This is a genomic window from Streptomyces sp. NPDC050704, from assembly GCF_040654355.1.
Lineage (GTDB): Bacteria > Actinomycetota > Actinomycetes > Streptomycetales > Streptomycetaceae > Streptomyces.
Genome location: NZ_JBFAHW010000069.1, coordinates 36,281 through 55,138, shown reverse-complemented (window position 1 = coordinate 55,138; position 18,858 = coordinate 36,281). Strand labels below are relative to the sequence as shown.

The 18,858-nt window shown below is 70.4% G+C and carries 14 protein-coding genes; 9 read left to right on the top strand and 5 right to left on the bottom strand.

Annotated elements, in window-relative coordinates; all coding sequences use genetic code 11:
• Positions 1-87 (bottom strand): cobaltochelatase subunit CobN (locus AB0I18_RS33165; protein ID WP_363109352.1); only part of this gene is annotated, 87 nt, incomplete at its 3' end.
• A gap of 107 nt (positions 88-194) precedes the next feature.
• On the opposite strand from AB0I18_RS33165, the gene glnII reads away from it, so the two are divergent.
• From glnII to AB0I18_RS33135, 6 genes are all read left to right on the top strand, one after another.
• Complete coding sequence (glnII, locus tag AB0I18_RS33160) at positions 195-1,223, top strand: glutamine synthetase (RefSeq protein WP_363109348.1); 1,029 nt, start codon at positions 195-197, stop codon at positions 1,221-1,223.
• Between the two features lie 424 nt (positions 1,224-1,647).
• Positions 1,648-2,214, top strand: a complete 567-nt coding sequence (locus AB0I18_RS33155; RefSeq protein ID WP_363109347.1) for a winged helix-turn-helix domain-containing protein — start codon at positions 1,648-1,650, stop codon at positions 2,212-2,214.
• Positions 2,215-2,317: 103 nt separating this feature from the next.
• Positions 2,318-3,322 carry an SDR family oxidoreductase gene (locus AB0I18_RS33150; RefSeq protein WP_363109346.1) on the top strand — a complete coding sequence of 335 codons (1,005 nt, stop codon included), beginning with the start codon at positions 2,318-2,320 and terminating at the stop codon, positions 3,320-3,322.
• Between the two features lie 110 nt (positions 3,323-3,432).
• Positions 3,433-4,746: a sensor domain-containing protein gene (locus AB0I18_RS33145; protein WP_363109351.1), complete on the top strand. Its 1,314-nt coding sequence runs from the start codon at positions 3,433-3,435 to the stop codon at positions 4,744-4,746.
• Entirely contained in the window at positions 4,731-5,384 is a 654-nt protein-coding gene (locus tag AB0I18_RS33140; protein ID WP_363109345.1) for a response regulator transcription factor, read from the top strand. Before AB0I18_RS33145 ends, AB0I18_RS33140 begins: the two co-directional genes overlap by 16 nt.
• A 234-nt stretch (positions 5,385-5,618) precedes the next feature.
• Entirely contained in the window at positions 5,619-7,166 is a 1,548-nt protein-coding gene (locus AB0I18_RS33135) for a DUF1996 domain-containing protein (protein ID WP_363109344.1), read from the top strand.
• Positions 7,167-7,284: 118 nt separating this feature from the next.
• On the opposite strand, the gene AB0I18_RS33130 is transcribed toward AB0I18_RS33135, so the two are convergent.
• Positions 7,285-7,722: a hypothetical protein gene (locus AB0I18_RS33130; RefSeq protein ID WP_363109343.1), complete on the bottom strand. Its 438-nt coding sequence runs from the start codon at positions 7,720-7,722 to the stop codon at positions 7,285-7,287.
• A 183-nt stretch (positions 7,723-7,905) separates the two neighbouring features.
• Here AB0I18_RS33130 and AB0I18_RS33125 point away from each other — a divergent pair, with 183 nt between their 5' ends.
• The 3 genes from AB0I18_RS33125 (at position 7,906) to AB0I18_RS33115 (ending at position 11,250) form a co-directional block, all read left to right on the top strand.
• Positions 7,906-8,424, top strand: coding sequence for a tetratricopeptide repeat protein (locus AB0I18_RS33125; RefSeq protein WP_363109350.1), 519 nt, complete (start codon positions 7,906-7,908; stop codon positions 8,422-8,424).
• A gap of 88 nt (positions 8,425-8,512) precedes the next feature.
• The gene (locus AB0I18_RS33120) at positions 8,513-10,459 is read left to right on the top strand and encodes a hypothetical protein (RefSeq protein ID WP_363109342.1); all 1,947 of its coding nucleotides are present in this window, start codon (positions 8,513-8,515) and stop codon (positions 10,457-10,459) included.
• A 101-nt stretch (positions 10,460-10,560) separates the two neighbouring features.
• Positions 10,561-11,250: a TetR/AcrR family transcriptional regulator gene (locus AB0I18_RS33115; RefSeq protein WP_363109341.1), complete on the top strand. Its 690-nt coding sequence runs from the start codon at positions 10,561-10,563 to the stop codon at positions 11,248-11,250.
• Between the two features lie 94 nt (positions 11,251-11,344).
• Here the strand turns inward: AB0I18_RS33115 and AB0I18_RS33110 are convergent, their stop codons facing one another.
• The 3 genes from AB0I18_RS33110 to pulA all read right to left on the bottom strand — a co-directional run bounded on the left by AB0I18_RS33110 (position 11,345) and on the right by pulA (position 18,825).
• A complete protein-coding gene (locus AB0I18_RS33110) occupies positions 11,345-11,701 on the bottom strand; it encodes an isomerase (RefSeq protein ID WP_363109339.1) in 357 nt (118 codons plus the stop codon).
• Between the two features lie 27 nt (positions 11,702-11,728).
• Positions 11,729-13,354 (bottom strand): SpoIIE family protein phosphatase, encoded by a 1,626-nt coding sequence (locus tag AB0I18_RS33105; RefSeq protein ID WP_363109338.1) that lies wholly within the window; start codon positions 13,352-13,354, stop codon positions 11,729-11,731.
• A gap of 74 nt (positions 13,355-13,428) precedes the next feature.
• Complete coding sequence (gene pulA / locus AB0I18_RS33100; protein ID WP_363109337.1) at positions 13,429-18,825, bottom strand: pullulanase-type alpha-1,6-glucosidase; 5,397 nt, start codon at positions 18,823-18,825, stop codon at positions 13,429-13,431.
• Between the last annotated feature and the right edge of the window lie 33 nt (positions 18,826-18,858).

Below are 18,858 nucleotides of genomic sequence, written 5' to 3'. Positions count from 1 at the left end.
CATCGCGACCATCCCACCGTGGTACTGGAAGTAGTCGTCCGCGTCGACAAGATCGTGTTCCCTCGTGTCGACGTTCTTCGCGGCCACGGCGATGCATGTTGACAGGCTGCCCGGTATCCCCCGCGGCGCCCCAGTGCCGCAGCGCCGCAGCACCCGCAAGTGCGCCTAGAGACCCACCCCGAAGGATGAGGCCCGTGACCTTCAAGGCTGAGTACATCTGGATCGACGGCACCGAGCCGACGGCCAAGCTCCGTTCGAAGACGAAGATACTGGGCGACGACGCCAAGGGTGCCGAGCTGCCGATCTGGGGCTTCGACGGGTCCTCCACGAACCAGGCCGAGGGTCACGCCTCCGACCGCGTGCTCAAGCCGGTCGCCTCCTACCCGGACCCGATCCGCGGCGGCGACGACGTCCTCGTCATGTGCGAGGTCCTGAACATCGACATGACGCCGCACGAGTCCAACACGCGTGCCGCGCTCACCGAGGTCTCGGACAAGTTCGCCGCGCAGGAGCCGATCTTCGGCATCGAGCAGGAGTACACCTTCTTCAAGGGCTCGCGCCCGCTCGGCTTCCCCGAGGGCGGCTTCCCGGCCGCGCAGGGCGGCTACTACTGCGGTGTCGGTTCGGACGAGATCTTCGGCCGCGACATCGTCGAGGCGCACCTGGAGAACTGCCTCAAGGCGGGTCTGGCCATCTCCGGCATCAACGCCGAGGTCATGCCCGGCCAGTGGGAGTTCCAGGTCGGCCCGGTCTCCCCGCTGGAGGTCTCCGACCAGCTGTGGATGGCCCGCTGGCTGCTCTACCGCACCGCCGAGGACTTCGACGTCTCCGCGACCCTCGACCCGAAGCCGGTCAAGGGCGACTGGAACGGCGCCGGCGCGCACACCAACTTCTCCACGAAGGCGATGCGCGAGGGCTACGACGCCATCATCACCGCCTGTGAGTCGCTGGGCGAGGGCTCCAAGCCCATGGACCACGTCAAGAACTACGGCGCCGGCATCGACGACCGCCTGACCGGTCTGCACGAGACCGCCCCGTGGAACGAGTACTCGTACGGTGTCTCCAACCGTGGTGCCTCGGTGCGTATCCCGTGGCAGGTGGAGAAGGACGGCAAGGGTTACATCGAGGACCGCCGTCCGAACGCGAACGTCGACCCGTATGTGGTGACGCGGCTCATCGTCGACACGTGCTGCACGGCGCTCGACAAGGCTGGGCAGGTCTGAGTTTCCCGTTCTCTGTGAAGGGGCGCCCGCCTATGCGGTGGGCGCCCCTTCTGCGTGCGATCGGGGGTGGCGTCGGGTGCATGGGCGCGTGCGGGTAGGTGGGGGCTGGTCGCGCCCACGCGGCGGAGCCGCACATGTCACAGCCCCGCGCCCCTGGGGAGTCCGTGTCCGGCCAGTGAGAAGAGGCTGCTGTCGCTGTTCAGGGTCTGCTTCAATGGGGGCATGGCTGGCTTCCGGAGGTACCTCGCGACAGGTCGTCATGACCTGGAGCCCTTCTGGCCTTCCCGTCAGCATCATGACTTCGACCGGGAGTGTTGCCGCGCGACGAACGCGCCGGCCCTCTAACGCCGTACATCCCGGCCTTCGGCCAGCGCGCACGACGTACGTCCCCCGACGACCTCTCGCGCGAAAGAGCTGACCTCTCATGGCGAACACCCGTTCCTTCTCCGCTGTCACCTCCTCCCCCGTCACGGCTCCGGCACGCCACCGGCTGCGTGCCGTCGACCGGGACGAGGCGGTGGACGTCACGGACTTCCTGCCGCCGGGCGCCACCTGGCTGCCCGCTCCCCCGCACACGCTTCCCACGCTGCCGGGCCGGCCGCCGATGATCGGCTACCTGGTCCTCGTACCGGCCGACCAGCAGCCCCTCCTGCCGGTCGCCGTGCCGGACGCGGGCCCGGCGGAATCCGAGGACGACGACTCCCTCGTACGCGTAGACACCGTGCGGCGCACCGCCGAGGTCGACGGGCGGCCGCTCGACCTCACCTACCTGGAGTTCGAGCTGCTCGCGCATCTCGTGGCGCGTCCGCACCGGGTGCACACCCGCGACCAGCTGGTCACCACCGTGTGGGGCTACGGGCACGTGGGCGACGGGCGCACGGTCGACGTCCACATCGCCCGGCTGCGGCGCAAGCTCGGCAGGGAGCACCGGCAGACGATCCAGACGGTGCGCCGGGTCGGGTACAAGTACGCGCCACCGTCCGGGCGTTGAGGCCTTCTGCGGCCTGCCTGCCGGATTGGTTCCGGCGCGGAACGGTTTGCCTGGCAGCAGAATCCGGTTCCGTCGGCGGGGCGTTCCGTGCAGAGTCACCCGTATGAGACTTCTGGTGCTGGGTGGTACGGAGTTCGCGGGGCGGGCGGTCGTGGAGGCGGCCCTCGCCCGCGACTGGGACGTGACGGTCTTCCACCGGGGGCGGCACGCGCCGCCGGCCGGGGTGCGGTCCCTGCACGGCGACCGCACCGCCCCCGACGGGCTCGCGGAGCTCACGGCGCTCGCCGGAGCCGAGGGCGAGTGGGACGCCGTGGTCGACACCTGGTCGGCGGCGCCGCGGGCGGTACAGGATGCCGCACGGCTGCTGGCGGACCGGGTCCGGCGGTACGTGTACGTGTCGAGCTGTTCCGTGTACGCGTGGCCGCCGGCCGCCGGTTACACCGAGGACGCTCCCCTGGTGGAGGGGGCCTCGGCGGGCGCGGAGCAGACCGACTACGCGCGGGACAAGTGCGGGGGCGAACTGGCCGTACTGGAGTCCTTCGGCCCGGAGCGGTCCGTCCTCGTGCGGTCCGGGCTGATCCTCGGGCCGTACGAGAACATCGGGCGGCTGCCGTGGTGGCTGACCCGGATCGCCCGCGGCGGACCCGTCCTGGCGCCCGGGCCCCGGGACCTTCCGCTCCAGTACGTCGACGTCCGCGACCTCGCCGAGTGGATGCTCGGGGCGGTGGAAGGGGCGGCGAGCGGGGCGTACAACCTCATCAGCCCGCAGGGGCATACGACGACGGGGGCACTCCTCGACGCGTGCGTGCGCGTCACCGGCGGCGGGGCCGAGCTTCGCTGGACCGAGCCCGAAGTGATTCTCCAGGCCGGGATCGAGCCGTGGACGCAGCTCCCGGTGTGGGTGCCGCCGGGGAGCGAGTTGCACGGGGCCCTCCACAGCGCGGACGTCTCGCGGGCCGTGGCGGCGGGACTCCGGTGCCGGCCGGTCTCCGAAACCGTGGCCGACACCTGGCGCTGGCTCCAGGACGTCGGAACCGCGCCCCAGCGCCCCGACCGCCCGGCGGTCGGACTCGACCCGGCGGTGGAGGCGAAGGTCCTGGGCGGATAGGTACTGGGTACATCCAGGTCCCCCGGGGGTGCGGCTGGCAACACCCCCCTCCGGGTGCCTGGCCCAGTGACCGCGCCGGACGGTTCGGTGAGACTGAGGTCATGGAGACGATGAGCGCGGACACCGCGGACCCGGACATCCGTACGGACATCCGTACAAGGACGCGTGCCTTCGTACTGGCCGGAGCCCGGGCGCTGCTGCTGTCGGTCCTGGTGCCGGCCGGTTCGATCACCCTCTTCGTGCTGACCATCGTGTCGCTCGTCCTGGTGCCCGTGGGCATCGGCATCGTCACGACGCCGTGGGTACTCGCGGGCGTGCGGGGCCTCGCGAACCTGCGGCGCCTACTGGCGGCCGAGTGGAGCGGGGTGCGGATCCCGCCCGCGTACCGGCCGGTCCCGAAGGGCGCCAACCTGTGGACGCGGTGCTTCCACCTGCTCCGTGATCCGGCGACCTGGCGGGACCTCATGTGGCTGCCCGTCGACATGACCGCGGGTTTCGTCACCGCCCTGCTGCCGGCCCTGCTGCTCCTCTATCCCTTCGAGGGGTTCGCCCTGGGTGCCGGGCTGTGGCGGGTCTTCACGGACGGCACGCGCGTCGGCTGGTGGTACGGGTTCGTGCCGGTCGGCGGGCAGGGCACGGCGCTGGCCGCGGCCGCGCTGGGCGCCGCACTGCTCGTCGCGGGCTACTACACGGCACCCTTCCTGCTGCGGGTCCACTTCCTGCTGACCCGGTCCGTCCTCGCGTCCGGGCAGGGCGAACTCGCCGAGCGGGTCCGGGTGCTCACCGAGACGCGGCGCGACGCCGTCGACACCTCGGCGGCCGAACTGCGGCGTATCGAACGGGACCTGCACGACGGCGCGCAGGCCCGGCTGGTCGCCATGGGCATGGATCTCGGCACCATCGAGGCCCTGATCGAGAAGGACCCGGCGAAGGCCAGGCAACTGCTCGCCCAGGCCCGCAAGTCCTCCGCCGACGCGCTCACCGAACTGCGCGACCTGGTACGCGGCATCCACCCGCCCGTGCTCGCCGAGCGCGGACTCGGCGACGCCGTACGGGCGTTGGCGCTGCGGATGCCGATCGGCACGGAGGTGGACGTGGACCTGCCCGGGCGGCTCGGGGAGCCCGTGGAGGCCGCCGCGTACTTCGCCGTCAGTGAGATCCTCACCAACGCGGTCAAGCACTCCGGCGCCGACCGCATCTGGGTCGACATGCACCACACCGGGGAACCCGGCTCCCGGCAGGACGGCGGCATGCTGCGGATCGCCGTCACCGACAACGGCACGGGGGGCGCGGCCATCGGCGCGGGGTCGGGACTTTCCGGAGTCAAGCGGCGACTCGGTACATTCGACGGCATCCTGGCCGTCAGCAGCCCCGCGGGCGGTCCCACCATGGTGACCATGGAGATCCCTTGCGAGTTGTCCTAGCCGAAGACCTCTTCCTGCTGCGCGACGGCCTGGTCCGGATGCTGGAGGCGTACGACTTCGAGATCGCCGCAGCCGTCGAGACCGGGCCCGAACTCACCAGGGCCCTCGCCGAGTTGAATCCGGACGTCGCCGTGGTCGACGTACGCCTGCCGCCCTCGCACACGGACGAGGGGCTGCAGTGCGCGCTGGCGGCCCGCCGGGCGAGACCCGGTCTTCCGGTGCTCGTCCTGTCGCAGCACGTGGAGCAGTTGTACGCGCGTGAGCTGCTCGCCGACGGGACCGGCGGGGTCGGCTATCTGCTCAAGGACCGGGTGTTCGACGCCGAGCAGTTCATCGATGCCGTGCGCCGGGTCGCGGCCGGCGGTACCGCGATGGATCCACAGGTCATCCAGCAGCTGCTGGCGCGGCGGCAGGGGGACGGCCGGCCGCTGGGCGGGCTGACTCCGCGCGAGGTGGAGGTTTTGGACCTGATGGCGCAGGGCAGGTCGAATGCGGCGATCGCGGGCCAACTGGTGGTCACGGAGCGGGCGATCGCGAAGCACACCTCCAACATCTTCGCGAAGCTCGGCCTGGAGGTCTCGGACGACGACAACCGTCGCGTTCTGGCCGTTCTCGCCTATTTGAACCAGGGCAGCTGAAAAGGCACCGAAGGCCGCACCGGTGATCGCCTTTCACTGAACGTTATTCAATAGTTGCCCCTCAAATGCCGTTGCTTCAGGGGCTTCTGGGTCCCTTGCGCCACAATTGCTCCACGGAACTCTCATCAATTTCTGAGGCCTCTGAACGCCCCAGGAACCTCCTCCGTATTGAACGGAGCCGCTTCACCTCCTGTCGGGCGCCTCAATGCCCCGCAAGGAAGCCAGAGGAGTTCCATGGGACGCACAAACCGTAAACGCCGCTCCACGCTCGCCAACCGGGCGATAGCCGCTTCGGCGGCTCTCGCGCTGGGCGGCGGCGGACTGCTTGCGGCCAATATGTACGCGTCCGCGAACGAGACCGACAACAACTCGACGCGGAACGCACAGACAACCGCGGCCTCAGGAGTGGCCACGATCAAATGCCCGGACGTCGGCCAGCAGCTGACGGATGTGCCGGACGGCGCACGCTCCGGTGTAGACCAGGAGCTGGCGAAGCTCGACCAGCAGGTCACGGAGGCCTACAAGCGCCTCGCGGACACTCGCCAGGCCCAGGCGGGGGACCCCGGCTACGTCAACAACGCCATCCTCGGCCCGCTGAAGTCCAAGCGGACGGCCACCATCGACCGGATCAACATCAACATCAAGCGCGCGGGCGGTCAGGCTCCCCAGGGTGCCGACCAGCTCGCCGGGTGTGAAGGTGTGGCGGTCGACCAGCCCGCCGCCGGTGAGGGTCAGAACCAGGGCGACGGTCAGGACCAAGGCCAGGACCAGGGTCAGGACCAGGGCGACGGTCAGGACCAGGGGCAGGACCAAGGCCAGGACCAGGGCGACGGTCAGGGCCAGGTTCAGGAGGGCGGCCCGGTGGCGGCCGACTTCCAGGACATCACCCAGGTCCAGCCGAACGGCGGCGCCAAGGGCGTGGGTGCCAACGGGCTCCCCGCGAACGGCGACACCGGTTCGACGGGCAGCTTTACCACGAGCTGTGGCACCAACGGGAACGACAACCACAACTCGGACAACGTGATCGTCGCTCCGGGTGTCGACAACGGTGCGCAGCACACGCACGACTACGTCGGCAACCAGGACAACAACGCCTTCACCAGCGACGAGCAGTTCCTCCAGGCCGACACCAGCTGCGAGAACCAGGGCGACAAGTCGTCGTACTACTGGCCGGTGCTGCGTCTGCAGAACGGTGAGGACGAGTTCGACGCGAACGACCTCGGCGGTGGTGCGGAAGGCAACATCGGCCCGATCCAGGAAGCCACCGAGGCGGAGCTGAAGTTCGTCGGCAACAAGGCGGGCGATGTCGTCGCGATGCCGCAGGCCCTGCGCATCATCACCGGTGACGCCAAGGCCTTCACCAACGGCCTGGCCAACGCCAACACGAACTGGAGCTGCACCGGCTTCGAGGACCGGCAGCTGACGGACAAGTACCCGATCTGCCCCGAGGGCAGCTCCGTGGTGCGGACGTCCAACTTCCAGAGCTGCTGGGACGGCCAGAACATCGACAGCGCCAACCACCGCACGCACGTGGCCTTCGTACAGGAGGACGGCACCTGCGCCAACGGCTTCCAGGCCATCCCCCAGCTCCAGGCCCGTCTGGTCTACGACGTTCCGGCCCCGCAGATCGAGAACGGACAAGTCGTGAACCCGTTCGCGGTGGACGGCTTCCCGACAGAGCTGCACAAGCCGATCACCGACCACAACGACTTCATCAACTTCTTCGACGAGAACACGATGAACCAGGTGGTCGACTGCATCAACAGCGGCCAGGACTGCTAGTGGCCCGGTAGGCAGTAAGCAGCAGGAAGCCGGCGGTGGGATTTCCCACCGCCGGCTTTCGCTTGCCCCGGCCTGCCTTCGAACTCGCCCCCGAAGACTTGCCTCCGGCCCGGCGCGGTCAGCCGCTGTGGCCGCTCTTGTTGTGACTGCCACCGGGATTCATGTGCTCGGACCCCTCCTCCATGATCCCGCCGAGCCGGCCGCGCAGCGCCGTGACCGTCTTCTCCGCGCCGACGGCGACCCATTTGCGGCCGACGAGGTAGTAGCCGCCGTAGTCCTTCGCCCCGTTCAGCCACTCACGCTGACCGCGGTCGGTGGCGAACGTCGCGAGGACGAACTTCTCACCGGAGTCCTTGCAGATGGCCTGCCGGATCGTGTCCGCGTCCGTCTGCATGTTCGGCTTGCAGCCGGCCTCGCTGGCCAGGTGCTCCAGACTCCCGCTCGCGGTCTCGGGGACCTTCTCCCCGCCGTCGTCGGAGCCGCAGCCGGTCAGCACCAGCAGGGCGGCGGCCACACCGGCCACGCCCCCCGCGAGCCTCTTCCTCGTCACACTCATTCGTACGTACCTCCGGGTCAATTCCGGCCCACGCCGTCGAGAGCCCTCGCAAGGGCCCACCTTCGATACGGCTCCCGCACGCTCCGCGCTCAATCGACTCCTGCCCGGACACGCGAATCAGCTCCGGCTCGGTCTCGCCGGGTCACGGTGGCAGCGTAAAGCCAATGCCGTTCGCGGGCACACCTGTGCGAGGGTGGGCCGGTGAACGACGACTGGGAAACGCGCACGGCGGCCGCGTGGGCCACCTTCGACGACTACGCACAGGCCGAGGCGGCGGACTTCCGCGCCGTGATCGACGCACTCGTCGCCGAGCTGCCCGCCGACAGCCCGCTCGGGCCGTTCGAGCAGGCCAGTGCCTGGGACTCGACTGGCCACCCGGACCGGGCGGTCCCGCTGTACCGGGAGGCGCTGGCCCGCGGCCTCAGCGGGTACAAGGGCCGCCGGGCGAAGATCCAGCTGTCCAGCTCCCTGCGGAACATGGGCCGGCCGGAGGAGGGCGTCGAGCTGCTCACCCCCGAACTCGACGGCCCCTCCGACGAGTTGGACGACGCCGTACGCGCCACGCTGGCGCTGTGCCTGTCCAGCCTGGGCCGCGACCGCGAGGGTCTGTCGCTGGTCCTCGGCGCCCTCGCCCCCCATCTGCCGCGCTACCAGCGCTCGATGGCGAACTACGCGCGACTGCTGGTGGAGCCCGAGCGCTGACTCCCCCGCGCACTCGGAGCAGTTCGGACAGTCGGGACGGTTCGGACGGTCCAGGTGACCAACCACCGATTCGCTCGTTTTGCTGAACGTGCAGTCACAGGATGTCGCCCCGCGCCCCGCACGAACTCCCGGACCCGGACCGGTCGTCGACGTCGAGCAGGCCGAGGCCGCGCTCGTCGAGCACTACCCGCGGCTCGTCCGGCTCGCCTACCTGGTGCTGCCACCGAGCCTCGGCCGCAACCGCCGGGTGCTCACCGCGCACGCACTCACCCAGCGCACACTCCCGCGGGGCCGCACGTCCGGTGACCCCTCGGTCATTCCGGCCCAGCAGTCGGCCGAGGGCCGCGACGGCGACCCGGGATACGCGTACGTGCGTCTCCAGGTGCTGCGTACGGCGCTGGAGGCCGGCCGCCCGCTGCGGCTCAGGGCCTGGCCCAAGCGGGCCCAGCTGCCGCCGCTGCTCCCCCAGGTGTGGGGCCTGCGGCTCTTCCCGCGCTCGGGCGGCGCCGACGAACTCGCCCTGGACCAGCGGCTGTCGGCGCTGTCCGCCCCGGCCCGCGCCGCCTATGTCCTGCGCGGCCTCGAGCGGCTGGCCGACGCGGATGTGCGCAAGGTGCTGGCCGCCGCGGGCGAGGAGGACCCGGCCGCGGCGCTCGCCGAGGCCGACGGGGTGGAGGCCAGGTACGGCCTGCTGGCGTCCCCCGAGTTCGACCCGTGCTCCCTGCAGGCCCGGCCCCCGGACCTGATGCGCCGCCGCCAGCACATGAAGGCGGCGCTCGCCGCGGCCGCCGCCGTCGCGGTCTGCGGGGCACTGCTCGGACTGCCCGGCGACGGCTGGGGCCCCGACGGCGCGGCGGCTCCCCCGTACGCGCAGAACCCGGCGGCCCAGGCCGCCCTGGACCCGGGCCGGTTGACCCTCGTCCCGGCGAACATCTGGAAGTCGTCCGCGCGCACCGACTTCTCCGCGTGGCCGGCCCGCGGCAACCTCACCGGCGACAAGGCCCTGCTGCGCCGCGCGCTCGCCGTATGGGCCCGCCCGGGCGAGTCCGTGGGGGTCTCGGCGACCCCCGGCACCCCGGCGGGCGCCCCGCCGGGACCCGCCCAGCTGCTGTACGCGGGCGAGGTCGACCAGGGCCGGGTCGTGCTGCTCTACGACGGGCTGCGCATCGCGCGCTACGCCGAGCCGACGGACGGCACACGCGGCGCCGCCCTCGACTTCGCCCGGGTCGACGGCGCCGGCGGGGCCGAGGCGGCCGCCGTGGTCCTCGCCCGGAGCGACGGCAACGTCCGCTATCTGACGGCCCCTTGGGTACGTACGGCCGCGGTGCGCGACCTGCTGAAGTCCGCGTCCGGCACGCCGTCCGGTGCCTCCGGTACGACCCGGCTGGGGCGCTCGGCGGACGGCGTGACCGAGCCGTTCGCGAGCCCCGCGCAGCAGACGGGCGAGTGCCGCTCCTGGAACGCGCTGGAGCTGCGGGACTCCTCGGGCACCCGGCTGATGACCGACCTCGGCGAGCTGACACCGGCGCACCTCACCTCGGGCCGTCCCGGCCGGTCCCACGAGGCCTCGGCGGCGGCCTGGTCCCCGCTGGCCTGCTCCCTCGCGTCCGTACGCGGCCAGGGGGTGCGCTCGGTGAACGTCTGGCAGTTCGCCCGGCAGCCGCTGCCCGACGCGAGCGGCACCGCGGACTGGCTGTGCACCCGCGCGGACACCTGGCGCGGTGCGGGCACCCGCGTGCTGGCCCAGTTCCACGCCCCGGGCCAGCCGCACGGCGCGGTCGCGGCGAAGGCGGAGAACGTGCTCGCCTGCGGTTCGAAGGAACCCCATGTGCTGGCGGGCGTGCTGTGGAAGTCGGGTACGGGCGGCTGGTATCTCCTCGCCGCCGGCAGCCGGGACACCGCGTCGGTCAGCGCCACCGGCGGGATCAGCGGGTCCGCCCGGGGCAACCTGCTCGCCGTACGGACCGAGCAGGGCGCGCAGGCGGGCCTGGAGGGCAGGCTGGCCGACGGAAGGTCCATCGACGGGCTGCGCTGAGAGGCAACGGACTGTGCCGAGCGTCGGGGACCGTGGTGACACGTGAACACCCGTACCGAATCTGTCCGTTGAAGGCCGGATCCGATCGGTAAGGTGTTCGTATGACAACCGGGGTACGCCGCAGAATGGGTGTGGACGAGCGGCGGCAGCAGTTGATCGGCGTCGCCCTCGAACTGTTCAGCCGACGCTCGCCCGACGAGGTCTCCATCGACGAGATAGCCTCCGCCGCGGGCATCTCGCGACCGCTGGTCTACCACTACTTTCCCGGCAAACTCAGCCTGTACGAAGCCGCGTTGAAGCGAGCCTCGGACGATCTGGCGGAACGTTTCGTGGAGCCGCGGGAAGGGCCGCTGGGGGCGCGGCTGCTGCGGGTCATGCGGCGCTTCTTCGACTTCGTCGACGAACACGGGCCCGGTTTCTCGGCGTTGATGCGCGGTGGCCCGGCAGTGGGCTCGACGAACACGAACGCCCTCATCGACGGCGTCCGGCAGGCCGCGTACCTCCAGATCCTCGCGCACCTGAGGATCGACCAGCCGCCCGCCCGGCTGGAACTCGTCATCCGCTCCTGGATCTCGCTCGCCGAGTCGACCGCCCTGATCTGGCTGGACGGACGACGGATCCCGCGCGGCGAACTGGAGGCCCAACTCGTCCACGACTTCGCGGCCCTGGCCGCGGTCAGCGCCGCATACGACCCCGAGATGGCCTCCCTGCTACGCCGCATGTTCGACGAGGAACCAGCAGAGGGCCCTTTCGCAGACCTGATGGGCCGCTTGGTCTCCCTGGCGTCATAGGCAGACGTTCAGGGGCGCGCCCCAAAGGGGCGCGGGGAACTGCGCGCCCAGCCCCCACGGACCGGCACATCGCACACAACCTCAAAACTGAAACTCAGTCCACGAACTTCTGATACGACGCCTCAAGATCCCGAACCTCCGCAGACGCATGCAGTACCAGCCCATCAACCTGCTTCACATGCACCCGCAGAAGCTCAAGCGTCCGCTCAGTCAGCAGCGACTTGGTCTCATCGGAACGCCCCGGCAACAACGCAAGACCGACATGGACAAGCCCATGCCCCACCACATCCGCCCCGACCACCACGTCCTCGGTCACCCGAAACCGCGTCTTGCACGCCTCGATCTTCGCAGCAGCGGTCTCCGCAACCATCGCGTGCAGCGCGAGCGCGAAACCCTGCCGGTCGAAGGCGGTGGCGAGCGGCGCGGAGTAGTCGACGGTGATCTGCGGCATGGGCACTCCTGTTCTAGGGCAACAAGTTCACCTTAGTCGCAGGGCGAGCAGCGCGATGTCGTCCTCCCGGTCATGGCCGAAGCAGCTCAGGACCGTGTCGCACAGGGCGGACACCCCGGGCGGGACGTCGGCGGCGATCGTGCGGAGCTGCTCCAGGGAGACCGCCAGGTCCGTGCCGCGGGTCTCGATGAGGCCGTCGGTGAGCATGAGGAGCCGGTCGGTGGGGGCCAACAGGATCTCGGTCGGCGGCGGGCGGTCCAGGCCGAGGCCCAGCAGCGGACCGCAGACCTTGACGTACTCGGCTGCGCCCGCGTCCCGTACGACGAGTGGCGGGATGTGGCCCGCGTTGGCGATCCGGGTACGGCCGGTGGCCGGGTCCACGAGGATCAGGCAGACGGTGGCCGTGACCTCCGGGTGGTAGTGCTGGAGCATCTGGTCGAGCCGCTCGGCGAGCACTCCGGGATCGGAGTCCTCCACGCAGTAGGCGCGCAGCGCGTGCCGGATCTCGACCATGACGGTCGCCGCGTCCAGCGAGTGCCCGACGACGTCACCGACCGCGGCGAGCACCCCGTCGGGGGTGCGCAGACCCGCGTAGAAGTCGCCGCCGATCTCGGTCTGCCGGGAGGCGGGCACATAGCGCACGGCGACCTGGACGCCGGGCAGTTCCGGCAGCCGCTGGGGCAGGAAGCTGTGCTGGAGGGTCAGCGCGACATGCCGTTCGACCTGGTACATCAGGAGCGGCTCCGCGGCCAGGGCGGTGGCCTGGGCGAGTCGGGCGACCACCTGGTCGGTGTCCGGTTCGGGGACCCGCATCCCGCCTGCGGGCGTGGCGAGGCACACCAGGGCGCTGCCGTCCTGGGTCCTGGCCAGCGTGAGCCGCGCGTCGTCGAGCCCGGCCGGCCGGAAGAAGCCCCGGGGCCACAGCGGCGCGGGCACGACGAGGTCGCGCACCTCGCTCCGGCCCGCCATGCCGCGCTGCATCAGCCGGGCCACGGCCTCGTACGCGCTGACGTCGGGCAGCGCGATCCACGCACCGGACGTGCCCGAGTAGAGCTCGCCGTCCTCGCCGAGGACGAAGACCGCGGCCGGGGCGCTGGTGAGCCGGGCGGCGCCGGCGGCGGCCGCGGTGGCGAGTTCCTTCAGGCACCGCGCGGCCTGCACGGCCACGATCGCCTCGGAGAGCCGAGTGAGACGCCGGACCAGCGCCTCGGCCCCGGAGCGCATCCGGGCGCCGCGCAGCGCGGCCCGTACCACCGCCTGGATCTCCTCGGGCTCCGCCGGCACCGTCAGATACGCCTCGCCGCCCGCGTCCAGGCCCCGGCACCGGTCGAGGGGCGCCACGGCGGCGGCCGAGAAGTGCACGACGGGCAGTCCTGCGGTCGGGGGCGAGGCCTTGAGGCGGCGGCACAGTTCGAAACCGCTCATGTCCGGCAGTCCCACGTCGACGAGCAGCACGTCGGGCAGGGCGCCGGCCCGCAGCCGTACGTCGAGTTCGCTGAGCGCCTCCGACGCGCTGGCCACGGGTACGACGCGGTGTCCGTCGCGGCGCAGCACCGCGCCCATGGCGTACCGGCCCGCCGCCGCGTCGTCGACGACCAGCACGGTGGAACCCGCCTGGTCTGTCAGCTTGCCCTGCTTGCCGTCGCCGTCCATGTCCACAGCCCCTCGGGGCACGCAGCTCGATTGGGACAGGCCGGGTCCGGGGCCTGCCCCACCAAGCTAGTCCGCTAAGGGGCGGTGCGGGCGAATACGGCGACGCTTCGCCCCGGAACGACGAACCTGCCCGATTCTGGATCGTAGGAACTGGACTTGACGATAGAGTCCGCCCCCTCGGCCTGAACCGGATGCAGCGCGTACGCCGTCCCGGCCAGGGCCTCGACGCGCTGGCTCTGCCGCTCCGGCGTCGCGTTGAACACCACGACAAGACCACCACGATCACCGGTCCTGGCATGCTTGCCGTGATCGCCGAGCGCCATCGTGATCACCCCGGGCGTCTCGTCCTTGCCGGACAGCGGGAAGGACAGCTTCGACCGCACCTGCTCGGTGCCGCCGAGCCCGAAGAGGCGCTCGCTCGTACGGATTCTCAACAGGTCCCGGTACGCGGCGGAGGCGCCCTCGATCTGCGGGCAGCCCACCTCGACGGACGTCAACAGCGGCTTCGCGTACGCCCACTTGGACTCGTTGTCGGCCGCCATCGGCAGCCCGCGCCCGAAGCCGTTGCCGTCCCGGCAGTCCCAGTGGACGGCGTTGAACCAGTCGCCGCTGTCGTACGAGTTGCGGTCGAGCGACTTGGAACGCAGCAGGTCGGTCCCGGCCTGGGACAGCGCGGGGCCCTGCGACAGAGTGGCCGTCGCCATGGCGAGGACCTGCATCCGCGCCCGGTCTGCCGCGTTCACGGAGGCCGGCAGCTTGAACGTGAGCGCGTCGAACAACGACTCGTTGTCGTGCGCGTCCACGTACGCGAGGGCGTCGCCGGGCGCGTCCGCGTATCCGGCGGGAGACCCGTTGTAGTCGACCTCGGAGCCCTTGACCTCCTTGCCGCTGGTGTCGGTGAAGGTGAACTCCTTGAGACTGCCGGAGAGTCCCACCTTGATCAGGTCCTGGTAGTGCAGGAGACGAGCCTTCTGTTCGGCAGAACTCCCGTTGCTCTCCGAGGAGTTGGGATCGGTGTAGAGGCCGGACGCGAAGCCCTGGACGCCCGGGTCCTCGTCGAACGGGCCGCCGCCGCGCACGGCGTCACGGGCCCGGTCGGAGAAGGTGGCCACACCGGTTCCGGCCATGTTCCGCTGAGTGGCCTGCACGAAACGGGCGTCGTCGGCGACCTCGCCGAAGTTCCAGCCCTCGCCGTACAGGATGATCTTCTTCCCGTCGACGCCGTCTTCGGCGAGGGTGAGCCCGTCGAGGGCCTTCCTGACCGCCAGGATGTTGGCCTTCGGGTGGTGGCCCATCAGGTCGAAGCGGAAGCCGTCGACCTTGTACTCCCTGGCCCAGGTGACGATCGAGTCCACCACCAGTTTGCCCATCATGGTGTTCTCGGTCGCCGTGTTGGCACAGCAGGTGGAGGTGGCGACGCTGCCGTCGGCGAGGAGCCGCTGGTAGTAGCCGGGGACCACCTTGTCGAGCACGGAGGTGTCGGCCTGGCCGCTCGCAGTGGTGTGGTTGTAGACCACGTCCATGACGACCCGCAGACCGTCCTCGTTCAGCGACCTGACCATCTTCCGGAACTCGACCGTACGGCCCGTCCCGTCGGGATCGGTGGCGTACGAGCCCTCCGGCACCGTGTAGTGATACGGGTCGTAGCCCCAGTTGTACGCGTCCCTCGCGGCGACCTTCGCCACGCACTCCTGCTGCTTCTCGGAGTCGGCGGCGTAGGAGGAGAGGTCGCAGTCGACGGTCGCCTGGTCGGACTTCTTCTCCGGGATGGTGGCGATGTCGAAGGCGGGCAGCAGGTGGACGTACGAAGTCCCGGACTCGGCAAGCTTCTTGAGGTGCCGGGAGCCGTCGCTGTCCTTGTCGGTGAAGGCGAGGTACGTGCCGGGGTGGGTCGCCGTCCTGTCCTCGACGGAGAAGTCCCGGATGTGCAGCTCCTGGATCTGCGCGTCCTTCAACGGGACCGCCTCGGGCTTCTTCAGTGACGACCAGCCCTTCGGGGCAAGGGACTTGTCGCGGAGGTCGACGACGAGACTGCGCTCGGAGTCGGCGGTGAGAGCGACCGAGTAGGGGTCGGTGACCTTGTTGGTGACGACCTCGCGGACGCTGGGCGCCCACACCTTCACCGCGTAGCGATAGGGCTTGTTCTTCCAGGACTTGGGGCCGGTGACGGACCAGACGCCGGTCCCGCTGTCCCGTTCCATCGGCACGGTCCGGTCTCCGATCTCCAGCGACACGTGCTGTGCGGTGGGCGCCCATACAGAGAGCGTGGGGCGGCCGTGGCGGAACGTCGGCCCGAGATCCGCCTTCGCGGCGTCGCCGTACAGGTCGTCGAGTACGCCCGCGATCTGCACGCCGGTCGCCGCCAGCACGGCCCCGTTCGCGGCCCGTTGGGAGGCGACGACCTGGCCGCGCAGCGACCCGCGCACCCGGTCCCGGTCGCGCGGGTCGACGGACCAGGCCGGATAGTCCTTGAGGTGCGGGAACCTGGCCTTCTGCGCGTCGGTGAGCGTGGCCCTGTCCAGCCGCAGCCACCGCTCGTCGTCGCTCGTCAGCGTGCCGTCGCGCACGGCGATCGAGCCGTCGCGCGAGTACAGCAACTGGGTCGACGCGGCAGCCTCGTTACCCTTCCAGGCAACCGTGTTCCGGTCGATCCAGACCGCCTTGGAGGTGGTCAGGTCGAGGGCGGCCGCGCTGCCCGCCGGCTGCGGAAGCAGGTGGTTCTCCTGGCCGCTCAACAGCCACACCTCGTGGCCGGCTGCCCTGAGGTCCAGCGACCGGTCGGCGGAGAGGTCCTTCTCGTCGCCCTTGTGGACGATGTAACTGAGGCTGGTGGCACCCTCGTTGAGCGGCACCTCGAAGACAGCGCCATACGCGTCAGTCTTCACCGGTTCCAGGGGCTTCGACCAGTCCGTGGGGTTCGCGGCACCGGTCCAGGTGTGCAGCCCCCAGCCGTCGTAGTTCCCGTCGGCGCGGTGGTAGTGCAGTACGGCCTTGGTCTTGTCCTGTGGCGGGTACGCCCCGTCCGGTGCCGTGGTCGCCTGGCCGTCCTCGCCCTGCCCGATCCACACCTCGCCGGTGCGGGCGAGCGGGACGGTACGCTGCGGGCCGTCCGCGGCGCCGTCCTTGACGACGGTGTACGTGATCTCCGCGGCGCCCTCGGGGACCTTCAGCCAGGCGAAGGCGCCGTAGGCGTCCCTGCCTGTGAAGTCGGCGGTACTGTCACCCGACTTGAGCTGCCGGCCGTCGTAGTCGCCGTCGGTTCGCCTGTAATGGACGACGGCGTACTCGCGTTCGACGGCGCTCGGCACCTCCTTCACCGGGGGTGCGCCCGCCGTGGTCGAGGCGAGGTCGCTCGCGGTGCGGCCCGCCGAGTCGACGACAACGGCCTTGTACCGTACGGGAGTTCCCGCGCTTGTCTTGATCGTGTGGGTGACCCGGTAGGGGGCGTGGTCGGCGGAACCGAGCGTGCGCCACCTGCCGTTGCCGACCTGGGCGGCGAAGACGACGCGGTTGAGCCGGCCGCCGTCCACGTCGGCCGCGATCTCGACGGTGCCGGTGGCGCCTGCGGCGGGGGCCTTCAGGGTCAGGGAGGGCTTCGACACAGGTGCACCGGCCCTGTCCGCCGCCTTGAACACGACCGAGGAGCCTGCCGGGACGGTGACGGTGATCATGCTGTCGGCGTCACTCTTCAGCGAGTCGTCGGTGCCGTGGATGCCGTGGAACGTCATGTCCGCCGAGCCGGTCGGGAAGGTCGCCGTCCGCGCCTCGTCGGCGTTGTTGACGGCGACGAGGTACTCACGGCCCGCCTTGGCGTCCGTACGGGAGAGATCCGTACGGGAGAAGGCGTACACACCGGCGCCGTCGGCCGCGTACCGCTCCGTCTGTACGCCGTCCGCGAGCGCCGGATTGTCCTTCCGGAGCTTTGCGAGAGCGGCGATCTGCTTGTAGAGCGGTGCACTCGTGTCGTACGCGTCCTCGGCGTGCGTGCGGTCCGTGCCGAGTTGGTCGTCGTCGAGGTAGTCCGGAGTCTTCGACGCGAAGAGGGTCTGGCGGGCGTCCTTGTCGCCGCCGGCGCCGGTGAAGCCCTGCTCGTCGCCGTAGTAGACGACCGGGTTGCCGCGGCTGAGGAACATCAGCTCGTTGGCGAGCCGGTCCTTCCTCATCAGCTCGGCGTCGGACGCCTCGGGGTCGTCCTGCTTCAGGAAGGTGCCGATGCGGCCCATGTCGTGATTGCCGAGGAAGGTGACCTGCTCGTACGCGTTGGCCTTGTCCGTCGTGTACTTGTAGTCGTCGCCGAAGACCGAGGCCAGCCGCTTCGCGCTGCCGCCCTGCGAGGCGTACGCACGGGTGGCGTCCTGGAGGGGGAAGTCCAGCGTGGAGTCGAGACGGCCCCGGGTGACGTACGGCGAAGTGACCGCCGTGTCCGCCGAGTACACCTCGCCGAACATGAAGAAGTCGTCACGGCCCCGCTCGGCCGCGTACGTGTCGAGCGCGGTGGCCCACTGCGTCCAGAACTCCGTGTTGACGTGCTTCACGGTGTCGATCCGGAAGCCGTCGATGTCGAAGTCCCTGACCCACTTCTTGTAGATCCTCTCCATTCCGCCGACGACCTCGGGTCGCTCGGTCCACAGGTCGTCGAGACCGGAGAAGTCGCCGTACTCGGCGCTCTCGCCGGCGAAGGTCGAGTCGCCGCGGTTGTGGTACATCGACGGGTCGTTGAGCCACGCCGGAACCTTGACGTTCTTCTTGGCATCGGCCACGACGGGCGTACGCGGGAAGGAGTCGGTGCCGACCGGCGGGAAGTCCTTGCCGCCGCCGGTGCCGGTGCCGGCCGCGTGGTCGGCGTCGTCGAACGGCTCGCCGTCCTCGGTCAGGTACGGGAAGGCGCCCTTGGAGAGGTAGTCGTAGGACTTCTCCCCGTAGTCGACGACGTCGGCGGTGTGGTTGGTTATGACGTCGAAGAAGACCTTCATGCCCTTGGCGTGGGCCTTGTCGATGAGCTTCTCGAGGTCCGCGTTCGTGCCGAAGTGCGGGTCGACCTGGGTGAAGTCCGTGATCCAGTAGCCGTGGTAGCCGGCCGAGGCGTCCTTGCCGGTGCCCTGCACAGGCTGGTTCTTGAAGATCGGCGCCAGCCAGATGGCGGTCGTGCCGAGACCCTTGATGTAGTCGAGCTTCCCGGTCAGGCCCTTGAGGTCGCCGCCCTGGTAGAAGCCCTTGTCGGCGGGGTCGTATCCGGTGTCGAGGCGGGAGCCGGTGAGGCCGCCCCGGTCGTTGGCGGCGTCGCCGTTGGCGAAGCGGTCCGGCAGGACGAAGTAGAACTGCTCCCGGGTGAGGTCGTTGCGGGCGGGCGTCCTGGCCAGGGCCGCGTCCGACGGAGGTCCGGGCGGGGTCTCGGCCCGCGCGGCGAGGGGCTGGGCGAGGGTGAGGACGAGCGCGGCGGCGGCTGTGGCCGCGATCCGTCTGCGGTACACAGGCGTGAACTCCTTTGCAGCAAGGGGAATGCA

Excerpts from the sequence above, each read along its gene's own strand:
- AB0I18_RS33155 (WP_363109347.1), top strand. The coding sequence starts at position 1,648 with ATGGCGAACACCCGTTCCTTCTCCGCTGTCACCTCCTCCCCCGTCACG.
- AB0I18_RS33150 (WP_363109346.1), top strand. The coding sequence starts at position 2,318 with ATGAGACTTCTGGTGCTGGGTGGTACGGAGTTCGCGGGGCGGGCGGTC.
- AB0I18_RS33145 (WP_363109351.1), top strand. The coding sequence starts at position 3,433 with ATGAGCGCGGACACCGCGGACCCGGACATCCGTACGGACATCCGTACA.
- AB0I18_RS33135 (WP_363109344.1), top strand. The coding sequence starts at position 5,619 with ATGGGACGCACAAACCGTAAACGCCGCTCCACGCTCGCCAACCGGGCG.
- AB0I18_RS33130 (WP_363109343.1), bottom strand. The coding sequence starts at position 7,722 with ATGAGTGTGACGAGGAAGAGGCTCGCGGGGGGCGTGGCCGGTGTGGCC.
- AB0I18_RS33115 (WP_363109341.1), top strand. The coding sequence starts at position 10,561 with ATGACAACCGGGGTACGCCGCAGAATGGGTGTGGACGAGCGGCGGCAG.
- AB0I18_RS33110 (WP_363109339.1), bottom strand. The coding sequence starts at position 11,701 with ATGCCGCAGATCACCGTCGACTACTCCGCGCCGCTCGCCACCGCCTTC.
- AB0I18_RS33105 (WP_363109338.1), bottom strand. The coding sequence starts at position 13,354 with ATGGACGGCGACGGCAAGCAGGGCAAGCTGACAGACCAGGCGGGTTCC.